The sequence below is a fragment of the Hyphobacterium sp. SN044 genome (assembly GCF_021864465.1).
Taxonomy (GTDB): Bacteria; Pseudomonadota; Alphaproteobacteria; order Caulobacterales; family Maricaulaceae; genus Hyphobacterium.
Window position 1 is genome coordinate 27,552 of sequence record NZ_JAKKUV010000010.1, and the last position, 14,530, is coordinate 42,081.

The 14,530-nt window shown below is 67.9% G+C and carries 9 protein-coding genes; all 9 read right to left on the reverse strand.

Going from position 1 to position 14,530, the window contains the following annotated elements:
• Positions 1-57: 57 nt before the first annotated feature.
• Positions 58-4,146, reverse strand: a complete 4,089-nt coding sequence (locus L5876_RS12470) for a translocation/assembly module TamB domain-containing protein (RefSeq protein ID WP_236956686.1) — start codon at positions 4,144-4,146, stop codon at positions 58-60.
• Between the two features lie 2 nt (positions 4,147-4,148).
• Positions 4,149-5,900 carry an autotransporter assembly complex family protein gene (locus L5876_RS12475; protein ID WP_236956761.1) on the reverse strand — a complete coding sequence of 584 codons (1,752 nt, stop codon included), beginning with the start codon at positions 5,898-5,900 and terminating at the stop codon, positions 4,149-4,151.
• Positions 5,901-6,079: 179 nt separating this feature from the next.
• Entirely contained in the window at positions 6,080-7,015 is a 936-nt protein-coding gene (locus L5876_RS12480; protein ID WP_236956687.1) for a fatty acid desaturase, read from the reverse strand.
• A 153-nt stretch (positions 7,016-7,168) separates the two neighbouring features.
• Positions 7,169-8,875 (reverse strand): class I adenylate-forming enzyme family protein, encoded by a 1,707-nt coding sequence (locus tag L5876_RS12485; protein WP_236956688.1) that lies wholly within the window; start codon positions 8,873-8,875, stop codon positions 7,169-7,171.
• Positions 8,876-8,947: 72 nt separating this feature from the next.
• Positions 8,948-10,789: a ferrous iron transport protein B gene (gene feoB / locus L5876_RS12490; RefSeq protein ID WP_236956689.1), complete on the reverse strand. Its 1,842-nt coding sequence runs from the start codon at positions 10,787-10,789 to the stop codon at positions 8,948-8,950.
• On the reverse strand, positions 10,789-11,019 hold the full coding sequence (locus L5876_RS12495) for a FeoA family protein (protein WP_039711550.1): 231 nt from the start codon (positions 11,017-11,019) through the stop codon (positions 10,789-10,791). The genes feoB and L5876_RS12495 overlap by 1 nt, the downstream gene beginning before the upstream one ends.
• 78 nt (positions 11,020-11,097) lie before the next feature.
• Complete coding sequence (locus L5876_RS12500) at positions 11,098-12,249, reverse strand: PLP-dependent aspartate aminotransferase family protein (protein WP_236956690.1); 1,152 nt, start codon at positions 12,247-12,249, stop codon at positions 11,098-11,100.
• Entirely contained in the window at positions 12,246-13,112 is an 867-nt protein-coding gene (locus tag L5876_RS12505) for an alpha/beta fold hydrolase (RefSeq protein WP_236956691.1), read from the reverse strand. The genes L5876_RS12500 and L5876_RS12505 overlap by 4 nt, the downstream gene beginning before the upstream one ends.
• Positions 13,109-14,113 (reverse strand): homoserine dehydrogenase, encoded by a 1,005-nt coding sequence (locus L5876_RS12510; RefSeq protein WP_236956692.1) that lies wholly within the window; start codon positions 14,111-14,113, stop codon positions 13,109-13,111. The genes L5876_RS12505 and L5876_RS12510 overlap by 4 nt, the downstream gene beginning before the upstream one ends.
• Between the last annotated feature and the right edge of the window lie 417 nt (positions 14,114-14,530).

A 14,530-nucleotide genomic window follows, 5' to 3' on the forward strand; every position in this document is an offset into this window, starting at 1 on the left:
CGTTAACCATATTTGCGGCGGAATCGAAGGCGGATTCGAAAGAAATCGGGGCACGTCCTAGTATTCCGTCCGCCAGCGCACGGCGATGGACGCGCCGGCGTCGCCGGTCAGGCGTGAGATCAGCGTCACATTGGGGCGAATCTCCCATTCGATCCGCGCCGCCGTCTCGGCAGAGCCTCCCCCGGATTCGATCTCGAGATAGACGTCGTCATCGATATAGCGTCCGCCGGTGACGATCGGACCGTCCTCGCCGGTGCGCACGGACAGACGGTCGATACCGATCGCTGCGCGCAGCCGGTCGAATGCGCCGAAGCCGCCGACACCGGTCGCCGCGCCCGACAGGGTCGAGGCAAGCTGGGCCGCTTCAAGCGGCGACAATTCGGTGGCCGAACGGCCAAACAGGATGCGCGACAGGATTTCATCCTCGGGCAGTTGCGGGCTGGACGTTAGGCGGATTTCCGGAGCGGTGACCCGGCCCGTCACGTGAATCCGGGCGGTCAGGCTGTCATCGGTGCGCACGGCGACGATGTCGAGCCGGGCGTCGGCCGGTTCGCCATCGAAGCGGATGCGGCCGCTCTCGAATTCGAAGGGCCGCCCGGCGAAGTCGACCGTGCCGCTCTCGAGCCGCGCATTGCCATTGAGCCGCGGCGCGTCTGCGCGCCCCGTGACCCGGATGTCGGCGCTCCATTCGGTGTCGAAGCCGGGACCGCGCACGAAAATCCGGCGGGACGCCCGGACCCGGTAGTCCAGCTCGACCGGAGACGGCTGGCGGCGGGCGACGATCCGGTGACCGGGCGGGGCGTTCACTTCGGTCACATCGATCTCGACGATGGAGGCACGGCCGCCCTCCGGGATGCGCGCCTCGACCCGGTCCAGCCGGGTTTCACCCGTGACCAGGATCGTGTCCTCCGGACGTATCGCGATCGTGACATTGCCGGTGGCCGTGGCCTGAAGGTCGCTGCGGGCGAGCGCGGTGAAATTGTGGAAGTCGAGCTGGAATTCGCCTTCGGGCCGCGCGCCGGCCAGCGACAGGCTGCCACTGCCGGTCAGCGTGCCGCGGCCGCCATCGCTGGCCGTCAGCGTATCGATCTCCAGCCCTTCACCGGAGAAGGTCGCGGTGATCTCGCCATTGCGGACATTCACGCCCTGCCGGATTTCCCGGTAGCCGATGTCGCTGCCGTTCAGCGTGCCGGAGAAATCCGGTGCGCCGATCGTACCGGTGAAGCGTGCATCGCCGACGACATTGCCCGACAGCTGGTGGTTCTCCGGCAGGTGGAAGGCCGCCAGCGGGCCGATCGCGCCGCTGAGATGCGCCTCGCCCTCGATCGCCGTGTCCATGCGGTCGGGGATTTCCGCGAGCGTCGCCAGCGCGCCGAAATCCGCCTCGATGCGTGCCGCGGCAACGAGGTCATCGCCCTCGGCTTCGAGGATGGCGCGGGCCAGCCCGTCGACCAGCGTGCCGGACAGGCGGGCGGTCAGGCTGGAGTCTTCGTCCGCGCCGGGCGGACGCAGGCCTTCGCCGCGAAGGTCGGCCTCAATCTCCGGTCCGGCGAGCGTACGGCGATAGACGATGCCGCCCGAGATCGTCCCCTCGGCCGGCGTGCGCTCGCGGTAGAGCGAGATCAGGCCGATGGGCACGTCAGACAGGTCAAGTTCGGCGTTCGGCGTCTCGCCGCCCTGCCACTGCAGCGCGAAGACGCCCTCATTCAGCCGCCAGGCCCCGGAGAAGCGCGGCGGCCCGTCCGAGGGCATCGCGTAGACCAGGCGGTTGACGGTCGCGAGTTCGACATCGCCCCATTCGCCCGACGGGGAGAAAGATATCGCCATCCCCTCATCGCCGCGGACGAAGCGGCCTTCGCCGTTCACCGTCCAGGCCGAGGCGTAGAAGCCTGTCGACTGCAGCGTGATGTCCATCGCGTCGAGCGTGCCCTGGGCGTTGAGGCGCACCCGGTCGACCCGGCCATCGGCCCATTGGAAACTCCGCGCATCGATACCGATCGAAATCCGTGAACTGCCGGTCTCGCCGAAATCGGCGACCGCAACGACGCTGCCGGGGCCATTCTCGTAGCGGCCCTCGATCCGGCCGGAAGGACCGGCGGGGCCATACCGTCCCTGACCACTCAACACCACCGGACCCGCCTCGCCCGACAGGCTGCGCAGCGCCCAGCCCTCGCCGGAGCGCGCGACCGCGCCGGTCAGGTCGAGCTCGCCCTGGTCGGTTGAGGCGGTAAAGCGGATATCGGCGCTGAGATCGTCCGGACCGCCCCGCCCGTCGATCACCAGCCTCGGCGCCGTCATGTCGACAGGTCCCGCGGTGACGCGGCCTCCGCCGGCTTCGACCCGCCAGACGGTCTGGCCCTCCTGCGGCGCGGCGGTGACGGTGGCGGTGGTTCCGGCGGCCAGCGAGACCGGGCCGAAGCCGAGATCGCGGCGCGCAGTCGCCTCCGCGTCGGCGCGCCAGGCATTGCCGGAGGTGAAGTCGATGCGTCCTTCCGCGGTCAGCCCGTCGGACCGAACGCGCAGACCCTCGATGCCGTAGCGGCCCGACGCGGTGCGGGTCAGCGTGCCGCGCAGATCCGCCCGGTCGCCAAGCTGCGCGATCACGTCCGGTCCGGCGAGATCGCGCGCCTGGCCGTCCAGCGTGACGGCCAGAGCGCCGTCAAAGCCGCCATCGAGCTCGACACGGGCACTGGCGTTACCGGACAGCCCCTCCAGCAGGCCGCCGAGCCGGGTCAGGCTGACCTCACCGGACAGGCCATAGGTCCGGCCGGCGAGGCGGACATCGCCGGCGGCCTCGGCCCGGTTGCCATTGCCCTCGGCGACGAGGTCTTCAAGGAACCAGTTGCGGCCGTCCGGATCACGCCGGACGACGCCTTCGAGATGCGGAGTTGGCCCCAGCGTCGCGGCGAGACGGCGTTCGGGATAGCCCGCCCCCGTCAGATCGGCGGCAAACTCGATCCGCAGCTCTGACACCGGTCCTTCGACCGCGGCAAATCCGGTCAGCGTTTCAGCGGAAAAGCCGCGATAGGCGACGCCTTCGGCCGAGATGTCGCCGTGGATCGTGCGGTCACCGGACAGGTCCCCGACGCCGTCGAATGTCACGCGCACCGCCTCGAGCGGCTCGCCGCTCCAGCGCGCGATCTGCGCGCCATCGGTTTCGAGAAGGATGGCCCAAGCCTCGCCGGACGGTGTGATCTCGGCATGGGTCGGACCGGCATCGGCATTGAGCGAGACCAGCTGCGGACGGCGGCCCGACAGGTCGATCACCGCCTCGCCTTGCGTTTCGCCGCCGAGGATGCGTCGCACCCAGCGGCCGGGCCAGTCCTGCGCCGCGAAGCGGGCGCGGACGGTCAGCTCGGCGTCCACCCATTGCAGGCGGGCTTCGCCGATCTCCGCGCCGTCGAGCCTTATGTCGGCATCACCCGACCCGTCCTGCGGCGTGCCCGACAGATTGGCGTCCATCGCGATGGCATGGCCCGGGATGCGCATGAGACTGGCGATCGGGCCGTCGGGCGCGCCTTCGACATCGAACGTAGCGGACATGCGGCCATCATTGGCCCTGGTAAAGGTGGCGGTTGCGACATCGCCCGGCGCGTCGATCCGTTCGAACCTTGCCTCGAAATCCACGGCTCCGCGTGCCCCGATGTCGAGGCTGGAGTTCGCTGTTAAGGCGATCTCCGGCCCGGCAATCCCTTCGCCGAGTTCAAAACGATCGAGGTTGAGGCGGTCGATCCGGGCTTCGGGCAGGGAGGGGCTTCCGTCTCCGCCGCCACCGCCCCCTTGCGGCAGGCGGCCGAGCCGGCCGAAACCGGCATCCAGATCACGGATCACGATCCCGCCGCCGGTCAGGTAGCGCAGCGGCCGCCAGTCGAGGGTGAGATCGCGCAGTTCCAGCCAAACGCCCTCCTCGTCCGTGATCGTCAGCTCATCGAGCCGGACGCGGGAGAGCAGATCGCCTTCCAGCCCCTCGATCTCGATCCGGCCGATACCGGGGATTTCCCGTCCGTCGAGCTGGCTTGCGACCAGCCCGGTTCCTGCCGGGGTCGCAATCAGCAGGCGGAGACCGGCAAGCAGAACGATCAGCCCGCCGAGGATGACGGCGGCCCAGATCAATCCCGCGCGCAGCTTTTTGGACGTTGCGGCCATGCTCAGAAGGCCTGGCCGATCGAGATATAGACGCTGACCGGGTCTTCGCCGCCGCGCCGGTCGAGCGGCGTGGCCAGGTCGAGGCGGATCGGTCCGAAGCCGGTGTAGTAGCGAACGCCGATACCGACTGCGGCGCGCATTGCCCTGAAGTCGGGCATGGTGTCCGGCCCGGCGGCGGCGCTGTCGACGAAGGCGGCGAAGCCGAGCGTGTCGGATTGGCGCCAGCGCACCTCGACGCTGGTTTCCACCAGCGAGGTGCCGCCGAAGGGCTGCCCGGTGGGCCCGAGCGGGCTTAGCGACTGGTATTCGAAGCCACGCGCCGACCCGCCGCCGCCGGCATAGAAGCGCCGGTCGGCGGGGATTTCCGCGGCATCGACATTGAGAATCGTGCCGAGGCGGACGCGGCCCGCCAGCACGACATCATCGGACACGGGGTAGTAGCCCGTCGCGGCGACACGCGTGGTGTAGAAGGTCGTGAAGCCGTCATCGAAGACGGCGGCGGGCATGACGACGCCTTCGAGCGTGAAGCCGCGCTGCGGGTCGAGCGGGTTATTGCGGCGGTCCCAGATCGCACCCAGCGAGACGGTCGCGAGCTGGAGGTCGCCGGCCCGTGTCCGGGCGACGCCGCTGGCTTCCACGACGCGCGCGGTCTCGATTTGTGCGCCGAGCGTTGCCGCGAGTTCGTCTGAGATGGCGCGGCGAAGACCAGCCCCGAGCGTGAAGGCTTCGCGGTCGTAGGCGTCGGTACGCTCGACTTCGGCCTCGGCGGTGAGGGTCAGCGTCTGGTCGTAGCGCTGCCAGTTGGGGAATTCGAGGCGCGCTCCGGCGAGGCTGTCGAGCGTTGCGAGCCTGGCTATAAGGGTCAGGGATTCCGCGCCGCCGAACATGTTGCGGCGGGTCCATTCCCCTTCGACGCCCGCCCCTTCGGTCGTGGAATAGCCAGCCCCCAATTCGAGCTGGTGGCGCGGAGCGGCCTCCATCTCGACGATGACGGTCCGCGCTTCCTCGCCGTCGACCGTCTCGCCAAGCCGGACCTCGGCGCGCTGCACACCCGGCAGGCCCGACAGACGGTCGGCGAATTCGATCAGCGCGTCCGGCGCTGCGGGGTCGCCCGGCTCGAAGGGAGCGAGACGGCGGACGTAGCCCGGGCGCAGCACGGTCTCGCCCGGTGTCGCGATCTCTCCGAAGCGCGCAAAGGGACCCGGTTCGATGACGAATTGCCCGCGCGCCGAGGTCGTGGCGTGATCGACGACGATCTCCCGCTCACCCGCCTCGGCATCGGGATAGCCTTCGGCCCGCAAGGTAACCACCGCCTCGTGTTCGGCGGCGAGGATGGATTGCGCGTCGACCGGATCGCCTTCGCTGAGCGTGAACGCCGCGCGGGTGCGGTCCGACGCTTCGCGTGTGACGGGCCGGGACAGGTCGAGATTGACGCTGGAGAAGGTGAAGCGCGGGCCGGGTTCGACGCGGACGGCGGGTCGCAACCGTCCGTCGCCATCGAGCACGACGGCGGTTGCCCTGCCCCCGTAATAGCCGAAGGAGCGGAGTGCGCGGCGGACGCGGGCGGCGCCTTCCTCCGCGCGCTGACGAGCCTCGCGCGGGCCGGCCGGGGCATGGGGTGTCTCGCCGACCACGTCGAGCAATTGCTCGCGCAGATCGGCATCGTCGACGCCGCGAATCCGGGCCACCGGCTCCGCCCAGACAGGCGCAGCCAGTCCGGCGGCAATCAGGATGGCGAGACCGGAAGACTTCATCAGACGCAAACTATACGCATCCCGCGCAAAAGGGTTTCGAATTCAGGCCCTGCGGATTTCAGACCGGACGGGCGAAAATGCGGCAACACCCATGACGATGCGGTCAGAATGCCCTGCCGCGCACGAAAAAGGCCGCCCGGCGAGAACCGGACGGCCTTTCAGCACTGTAAGCCGTGCCCCTAGCGGGCTTCGGCCGGAATCGGCGCCGGTTCGAACTGAGGCGCGATGACGAGGTCGCGCGCCAGGCGCAGCTTCGACAGGATCAGAAGCACCGTGCCGTTATAGTCGACGATCCGGTTCCAGATGCCCTTGCGCGGCAGGTTCAGGGCCGAACGCGGGAAGTCGTGGTGATGGCCGTGCAACGCCTCGCCGCCGGTCAGGAGGGCCAGCGTGTAGGCGAACCATTTCGGCGTCTTCATGTGGCCGAACACGTTCACGCCCAGCGTCGTGGCGTGGAATTGCATCGCCCGGCCGATCACGGCGGAGGCGTGCAGGATGGCGGCGAGAACCAGCGGCCAGCCGAGCAGGGCGAACAGGGCGTAGACCATCAGCGGCGCGACGAGGTGCACCACGGCCGAGAGCCAGAGGTGGTTCCTGTCGGCCCATTCGACGACCTTGAAACGGGACAGCCAGCGCGCCATCGGACGGTCCATGTCCTGCTTGTCGCGCCACAATATCCAGCCAATCCAGGCCCAGAACTTTCCTTCGGAAGGATTGTGCGGGTCGCCCGGCTCGTCGGCATGGCGGTGATGCTGGGAGTGATAGTTCACCCAGTCCTTCAGCTTGCCCTGCATCGCGATGATGCAGTTGATCGCGACAATGACCTGAACGGGCGTCGAGAGATGACCGGCGCGGTGTTGCCAGATCCGGTGCAGCGGGCCGATGCCCATATTGCACACGAAGACCGCGGCGGCGGTCGTCAGGATGGCGAGCGGGGCATACCACCAGTGCAGGTGGATGCTCTCCAGCGCGAAGCCCAGCGCCAGGGCGACCACCAGGGTCAGCACACCGAGCGCGGGATAGATCACGGCGGAGAAGGCACTCGTCCAGTCGAGCGTGCGCCAGGAGCGCAATATCTCTTCGGAACGGGCACGAAGGGCGGTTTCGATCGTCATATAGGCGTTACCTTACGTTACGCGCGGAGCGCGGCAGAAGCATCCGATGATTGCCGGATGCAGTGGAAACTGAATCGGTCGAATCGGCACCGCGCAAGCCTGAACTGAAAGATTTGATCAGTTGGTAAACGGACATCCGATCCCAAGTGCCTGTTATGCATCGCCTTCCAGGCACAGCTTCCGGATCGCGCGCTTGTCGAGCTTTTCCGTACCCGTCCTGGGCAGTTTGGAGGTGCGGATCCAGATGTGGTCGGGCCTTTTGAAAGCAGCCAAATGCGGCTTGAGGAAGGCGAGGATATCGCCGGTTTCAAGCTCCGTACCCGGAGCAACGACAATTGCCGCGCCGACGGCTTCGCCGAGCCGTTCGTCGGGTACGGAGAATACCGCCGCCTCGCGGATTTCGGGGTGGCGGAGCAAGGCGGCCTCGACTTCAAGGCAGGCGACATTTTCGCCGCCGCGCACGATCATGTCCTTCAGCCGGTCGACGATGGTGAGGAAGCCTTCCTCGTCCAGCGTGCCGAGATCGCCGGTGCGCAGCCAGCCGTCCGGCGTCAGCGCCTTGGCGGTCTCTTCGGGCTGGCCGAGATAGCCGCGGAAATTGCCCGGCGTGCGGATCCAGACTTCACCAACTTCGCCCAGCGGGGCGTCGGTGCCGTCTTCCAGCACGACGCGAAGCTCGGTCACCGGCGGGATGACCCGGCCGGCCGCACCCGGGCGCGCCTGATAGTCCGTCATGCCATTGTAAGTGCCGAGCGCGCTCGATTCCGTCAGGCCATAGCCGGAACTCGACCAGGCGCCGGGAAACTGCTTGGCCAGTTCGGCGACCTGAGCGGCGGGGCGTTTGGCGCCGCCCGACCCGATATCCGTCAGGCTGTCCAGAGAATAGCCGCCCTCGCGCGCCGCCAGCATCAGCTCATGCGACATGGTCGGGACGCCGACGAAATTGGTGATCTTCTCCGCCTCGATCAGCCGCGCAGCCTCGCTCGGCGACCATTTGTGCATCAGCACCAGCGTGCGCCCGGCCAGCAGGGACAGCATGAAAACCGGATGCGACCCGGTGACGTGGAAGAAGGGCAGCGTGACCAGTATCGACGGGTTTTCGGGGAAGAGGTTCGCCCCTTCCGGCGTCGCCTTGGTCGCCGTGACCAGGAGGGCGAAGGACAGGAGCGTCGACCAGGCCGCCCGGTGGGTCAGGATCACGCCCTTGGGATGACCCGTCGAACCCGATGTGTACATGATGGCCAGATCGTCGTCCGGCGCGATGGCGACCGCCGGCGGCGCGACGCCGCGGCCGGCCTCGAACACGGCGTCATAGTGGTCGTCCGACCCGTCCAGTTCTCCGCGCGCGGCGATCAGCGTGAATCCGAGCTTCGCTTTCGACGGCACGATGCGTGCGCCCTGTTCGGGGTCGCAGATCACAAATTTCGCGCCGCAGTGGCCGAGCGCGAACCCCATCTCCTCCTCGGTCCACCAGCCATTGAGCGGTACGACGACCGCGCCGATCGAGGCGATGCCCAGATAGGCGGCCATCCATTCGGGTGAATTGCGCATGGCGAGGGCCACCATGTCGCCCTTCTTCACGCCGAGTTTCGCCGCCAGACCCGCGCCGAAGGTGCGGGCGTTGCGCGCCAGTTCCGCAAAGCTCCAGCGCTGGTCGCCGAGCACCACGCCGGTCCGGTCGCCATGGCTTTCGCAGATCGCGATCAGGCCGCGCAGATCGGGCGGCGCATTCTTGAAGACCCGATGGGGAACGCCTCTGATCTCTTCCACACCGACCGCGAAGAGCGGCTCGTTCTGGACGATATGCATGACGGCCTTTTCCACCGCTTCGCGCGGCGGGGCCGAACGGCGTTCGGACATCGAATTCCTCCCCGGAATGTTATGTTTTCGGGGATGGTAGTGAACGGTGTTCGCCGATCAAGAAAAACCGGATCAGAGGCCTGCGAAACGCGCGATGTGATAGGTCGCCCCGGCCGCCAGCCAGGCCAGCACGAAGAGATAGCCGAACATGAAGCCGGTCCAGGTCCAGGAGTTGGTCTCGCGCCGCGCGGCGGCCAGCGTCGCCAGGCATTGCGGGGCGAAGACGTACCAGGCGAGGAAGGCGAGCGCAGTGGGCATCGACCAGGCAGTCTGCAGCACGGCGGCGAGGCCTTCGGTGTTTTCCTCTCCGCCCTGCACGGCATAGACCGTGCCCAGCGCGCCGACCGCGACTTCGCGCGCGGCGAGGCCCGGGATCAGCGCGATGGCGATCTCCAGATTGAAACCGATCGGCGCAAGGACGGGTTCGAGGACGGAGCCGATCCGTCCGGCGATCGTCTGGCGCAGGCCGTCCGCGCCGAGCGGGAAGGTGGTCAGCACCCAGAGGATGACCGAAACCGCGAAGATGATCGTGCCGGCACGCTTCAGGAAGGCGGCGATCCGCATCCACAGGCCAAGGAAGAAGTCGCGGGCATTCGGCATCTTGTAAGTCGGCAATTCCATGATCAGCGACTGAGCCGCGCCGCGCGTGACCGTGCGCTTCAGCACGAAGGCGACGAGCACGGCGCTGACCACGCCGGCGAGGTAGAGGCCGAACATGACAAGGCCCTGCAGGCCGACGAAGCCCCAGACGGTCTGGTTCGGGATGAAGGCCGCGATCATCAGCGTGTAGACCGGCAGGCGGGCCGAGCAGGTCATCAGCGGGGCGACGAGAATGGTCGTCAGCCGGTCGCGCTCGTTCTCGATCGTGCGCGCTGACATGATGCCGGGGATGGCGCAGGCAAAGCTCGACAGAAGCGGAATGAAGGCCCGCCCGTTCAGCCCGACGCGCAGCATCAGCTCGTCCATCAGGAAGGCCGCGCGGGTCATGTAGCCCGAGGCCTCGAGAAGCAGGATGAAGGTGAAGAGGATGACGATCTGCGGCAGGAAGACGACCACACTGCCGACGCCGGCGATGATGCCGTCGACGATCAGGCTCTGCAGCAATCCCTCCGGCAGCGCCGCCGAGACGGCCGCGCCGAGTGAACCGGCGAGCCATTCGATCCCGTCCATATAGGGCGTCGCCCAGGTGAAGACGGCCTGGAACATCAGGAAGAGAATGGCCGCCAGGATGAGCGGCCCGGCGAACGGGTTGAGGACGATATTGTCCACCGACCGCGTGAACTTGTTCGCCGCGGGCTCGTGCAACGTGACTTCGCGGGCGATCCGCCGCGCGTCGGTCTGCAGCGCCTTCAGGTCCAGCTGCGGGATGGTCAGCGGTGCGCCGGACGTGTTGCGCACCCATCTTGGCGCTTCGTCCGCGAGACGCTCCATCAGCGCGGCGCGGCCCGGCGCGCGGGTGGCGCGGGCCGTGACGACCGGCACGCCCAGCGCGGCTTCGAGTTTCGCCACGTCGAGTTCCAGCCCGTCGCGCTCGGCGAGATCGATCATGTTCAGGACGACGATCATCGGCCGGCCGAAGGCTTTCATCTGCAGCACGGTGTGCAAATGCGTGCGCAGCGTTGCGGCATCGATCAGGACGAGGATGGCATCGGGCGCGGCCACGCCGGGCAGGCGGCCGGAAATCATGTCGACCGCGATCCGCTCATCCGTCGAGCGGGCGTTGATACCGTAGATGCCCGGCAGGTCGATCAGTTCGATCTGCTCGCCGGAGGCGGTCTCGAAGACGCCGGAGCGGGTCTCGACCGTGACGCCGGAATAATTGGCGACCTTGGCGGTGCCGCCGGTCAGGCCGTTGAACAGTGTGGACTTGCCGGAATTCGGCGCACCAACGAGGGCGAGTCTGAGTGCCGACATCAGCCGATGGAAACCTCGATGGCGGCGGCCTCGTTGCGGCGCAGCGCGATCAGCGTCCGGTTCAGGCGCACGCAGACCGGGCGCGCCATCAGCGGGCCGAAATGCACGATCTCGACTTCATCGTCCTCGGCGAACCCGATCTCGCGAAGCTTGGGTTCAAGCCCGGCGTCCTCGCTTCGAAAGCCGGTGACGCGCGCGATCTGGCCGCGCGCGAGTTCTTCGAGTGTCATGCCCATGCCCCGTCGGCAATGCCGCTGCAGATGCAAGTCGATTTCAGCTAGGACGGCAAGAGGGCTTTCAGCAAGGGGTCACGTCGTCGCGGACGCCGTCAGCGCGGCCTCGAGATCGGCGATCAGGTCGGCGGTGTCTTCCAGTCCGGCCGACAGGCGAATGAGCCGGTCCGATATACCGGCGTCGGCGCGCGCCTCGGAGGTCATCGCGGCATGGGTCATCAGCGCCGGCAGGCTGACAAGGCTCTCCACCCCGCCCAGCGACTGGGCGAGCGTGAACAGCTTCAATGCCTTCGCGAAGCCGCGCGCATCCCGGTCCGGCGTGAGTTCGAGGCTGAGGATGACGCCGAAGCCCGATTGTTGTCGTGCGGCCATCGCATGGCCCGGATGGTCCTTCAGGCCGGGGTAGTGCACCGCCGCCACTTCAGGCCGGGCCGCAAGCCATTCCGCGATCTGCAACGCCGAAGCCGACTGTGTGCGGGCCCGCACTGGCAGGGTGCGGAGACCGCGCAGGGCCAGGAAGGCGTCGAAACCTGCGAGCCCGGTTCCGGCGGCATTCGCCCACCAGCGGTGACGGTCCAGCCGTCCTGCATCGGTTTCGACGAGCGCCCCGCCGACCATGTCGGAATGGCCATTGATCAGCTTGGTCGCGGAATGGATGACGCAATCCGCTCCGAGCGCGAGCGGGCGCTGAAGCGCCGGTGACAGCAGCGTGTTGTCGACCGCGACCAAGGCTCCGGCCGCCTTGCCGAGCCGGGCCGCCGCCTGGATGTCGGTGATCCGCAGGAGCGGGTTGGACGGGGTTTCGAGGAGGAGGAGTTCAGCCCCACCTTCCAGAGCCGCAGCGACCTCCCCTTTTTCCCAGCACCGTACATAACGCGCGTCGAAGCGCCCGCCGGCGGCCCGTGCGTCGAGCAGGCGCCGGGTTCCGCCATAGGCATCGACCGGCGCGACGATCCGTGCACCGTGCCGCAGGTCGTTCAGCAGGAGATCGATCGCGGCCATGCCGGACGCGGTCGCGATTGCTCCGATACCGCCTTCCAGATCCGCGACGGCTTCCTCGAACAGGGCGCGGCCGGGATGCGCGGTACGCGCATAGTCGAAGTCGGGCGCGAGCTCCGGCGTCGCGCGGGCATAGGCCGAAGAGAGGTGGATCGGCGCGGTCACGGCCCGGTGGGCCGGATCGCGATTGATCCCGGCGCGCGCGGCGCGCGTGGCGAAACCGGTCATGCGAGGCCCTCCAGGTCCGCAGCGATCAGCGCGTTCATCGCCTCGACCTCCTTCAGGAAAGCGTCATGACCGTAGATAGAGCGGATCACGGTGAGCCGGGAATCCGGCGTTCGCCCGTCAGCCTCTTCCATGTCGGCGAGCGGGACGAGGAGATCGTCCTCGACAGCGATGTAGTGGACCGGCACCGTGATCGCCGACGGGTCGAGATCGACCGCGTCGAGCGCGCGCGACAGGGCGAGAAAGTGTTGCGGTGACGTCTTCCCCGCGTATTTCGCGCCTGCGGCTTCAAGCCAGGCCGTCACGCCTTTGGCGTCGCGCGTGCCCGGGGCCGGGTCGCGGAAGCGCAGGCGCAGTTCGTCGCGTGTGCGATAGGTCGTCATCGCCAGTCGCCGGGCGAGGTCGAGCGCCCCCGCCCCGTCTCCACAGCGCAAACCGAATTCAGCGATCTCGCGCTGGATCGAACGCCAGGCCGTTGCCAGCGGGTCGGCGCGATGCGCGGCACTGATACAGGTCACGCCCGACACCCGTTCCGGCGCGGCCTGCGCAATGGCCAGCCCGACACTTCCACCATAGGAGGCGCCGACAATGTGGAAGCAGCCGATCTCCCAACCCGCGATCAGCCCCAGAATCGCCCTTGCCTGCTCCCCGGCCGCGGGGAAGCCCTCGGCACCGGTATTGAGGAAGTCCGCGGAGATCAGGCGGAAGCGTGCCGGATCGAGCGCGCCGCCCGGACACGCCACGCCGGGCCACCAGCCATTCTCGCCGGTCAGAGTCTTGCCCGAGGATATCCCGCCGAGCACCAGCACGGCTGGTGCGCCGGCCGGACCCTCTATTCGCCCCTCGATGGCGCGGGCGCGGCTCATTGACCGAATCTCTGGCCGCAGCGCGCTTCGATGACGGCCCCGATATCGGACAGGACGGAATGCGCGGTCGCGTCCCGGCCCGCACCGCGTCCGGTCAGCAGGATCGTGTCACCACGCTCACAGGAAATCCGCACCGCATTCTCCTCGTCGCGCACATCGCCCAGCGGATCGCCCGGCGCGCGCGGCGTCAAGGCGATGCTGGCCTCGATCCCGTTCGCGCCTGCCTTGAGCGTTGCAACCTGGCGCAGACGATAGCCGCAGGCCGCAGCTTCGCGAACGCGTTCCTGGGTTTCGGCGTCGATGGCTTCGAGGCTGACACAGTCCGGATCGGCCCCGAAGGCCGCCCGCGCGATCAGGGTCAGTTTCGCAGCCGCATCCCGGCCTTCCAGATCGGCCGAAGGATCGGATTCGGCGAAACCCAGCGCCTGCGCGGCGCGGATCGCGGTGTCGAGGCTTGCTCCCTCGGCGAGACGATCGAGTACGAAGTTCGACGTTCCGTTGACCACGCCCGCGACCGACAGGATGGCCCGGCCCTCGCCGCGAATCCGTGAGATCGTCTCCAGCACGGGCAACTCACCGCCGACTGCGGCGGAGTAGCGCAGGATCTGCCCGCGCTCCCTTGCCCGCGCCGCGAAGTCGGGGCGGCGCGCGATCACCGCCTTGTTCGCAGAGACAATGTCGGCCCCGGATTGAAGCGCCAGCTCCAGAAGACGTTCGGCCAGTTCACCATCGGGCAGGCAGTCGATGACGAGGCGAGGGCCTGTGGCGAAGACGCTGTCGGCCTCGGTGAAGAAACGGCCGGGCGCACGGCCCCTGCGGTGGCGCGAGACGAGAACGGCTTCGACGGTCACATCGCCTGGAAAGCCATTGCGCAGACCGTCGAGCACCCCGCCGCCGACCGTGCCGCATCCGAGCAGCACGGCGCGCATCGGACGCTCGGGAAGAACGCGCGGATAGACGGTAGAAGCGGTTGGCGTGGGGACAAGAAGGGAGAGTGACATCGGTCGGATTCCGCATGTTGAGCGGAAGCGATACGGCACGCCGATGGCAGCGATCCGGACCCGCACGGGTCCGGACGGGAAGGGTTTCCCCTGCCCATCGCCGCTTTAGCCGCATTTCTTCCGCGCCCGCAAGCTGACGATCAAATCGGCGCACATCAGCGTATAAAGATATCGTTATGTGCTGTAAACCCCGGGTTTGTGTGGAAAGAGGCCGGCTCGTTGAACTCCCTCCCCTTGAAGGGGAGGGACGCGAACGGCCTTCGTAAGAAGGACGGGAGCGGGGTGGGGTGAGCGATCCTGCAAGGCACCCCCACCCCGGTCGGCTGGCTGACGCGCAGCCTCCCGGCCCTTCTCCCCTCGAAACGCTCCACTGGAGCGTTTCGCCCGATGGGACGGGTCGAAGCCTCAAGGGGGAGG

Bases quoted from the DNA above. Each gene is read 5' to 3' on its own strand.
- L5876_RS12470 (WP_236956686.1), bottom strand. From the start codon at position 4,146: ATGGCCGCAACGTCCAAAAAGCTGCGCGCGGGATTGATCTGGGCCGCC.
- L5876_RS12475 (WP_236956761.1), bottom strand. From the start codon at position 5,900: ATGAAGTCTTCCGGTCTCGCCATCCTGATTGCCGCCGGACTGGCTGCG.
- L5876_RS12480 (WP_236956687.1), bottom strand. From the start codon at position 7,015: ATGACGATCGAAACCGCCCTTCGTGCCCGTTCCGAAGAGATATTGCGC.
- L5876_RS12485 (WP_236956688.1), bottom strand. From the start codon at position 8,875: ATGTCCGAACGCCGTTCGGCCCCGCCGCGCGAAGCGGTGGAAAAGGCC.
- feoB (WP_236956689.1), bottom strand. From the start codon at position 10,789: ATGTCGGCACTCAGACTCGCCCTCGTTGGTGCGCCGAATTCCGGCAAG.
- L5876_RS12495 (WP_039711550.1), bottom strand. From the start codon at position 11,019: ATGACACTCGAAGAACTCGCGCGCGGCCAGATCGCGCGCGTCACCGGC.
- L5876_RS12500 (WP_236956690.1), bottom strand. From the start codon at position 12,249: ATGACCGGTTTCGCCACGCGCGCCGCGCGCGCCGGGATCAATCGCGAT.
- L5876_RS12505 (WP_236956691.1), bottom strand. From the start codon at position 13,112: ATGAGCCGCGCCCGCGCCATCGAGGGGCGAATAGAGGGTCCGGCCGGC.
- L5876_RS12510 (WP_236956692.1), bottom strand. From the start codon at position 14,113: ATGTCACTCTCCCTTCTTGTCCCCACGCCAACCGCTTCTACCGTCTAT.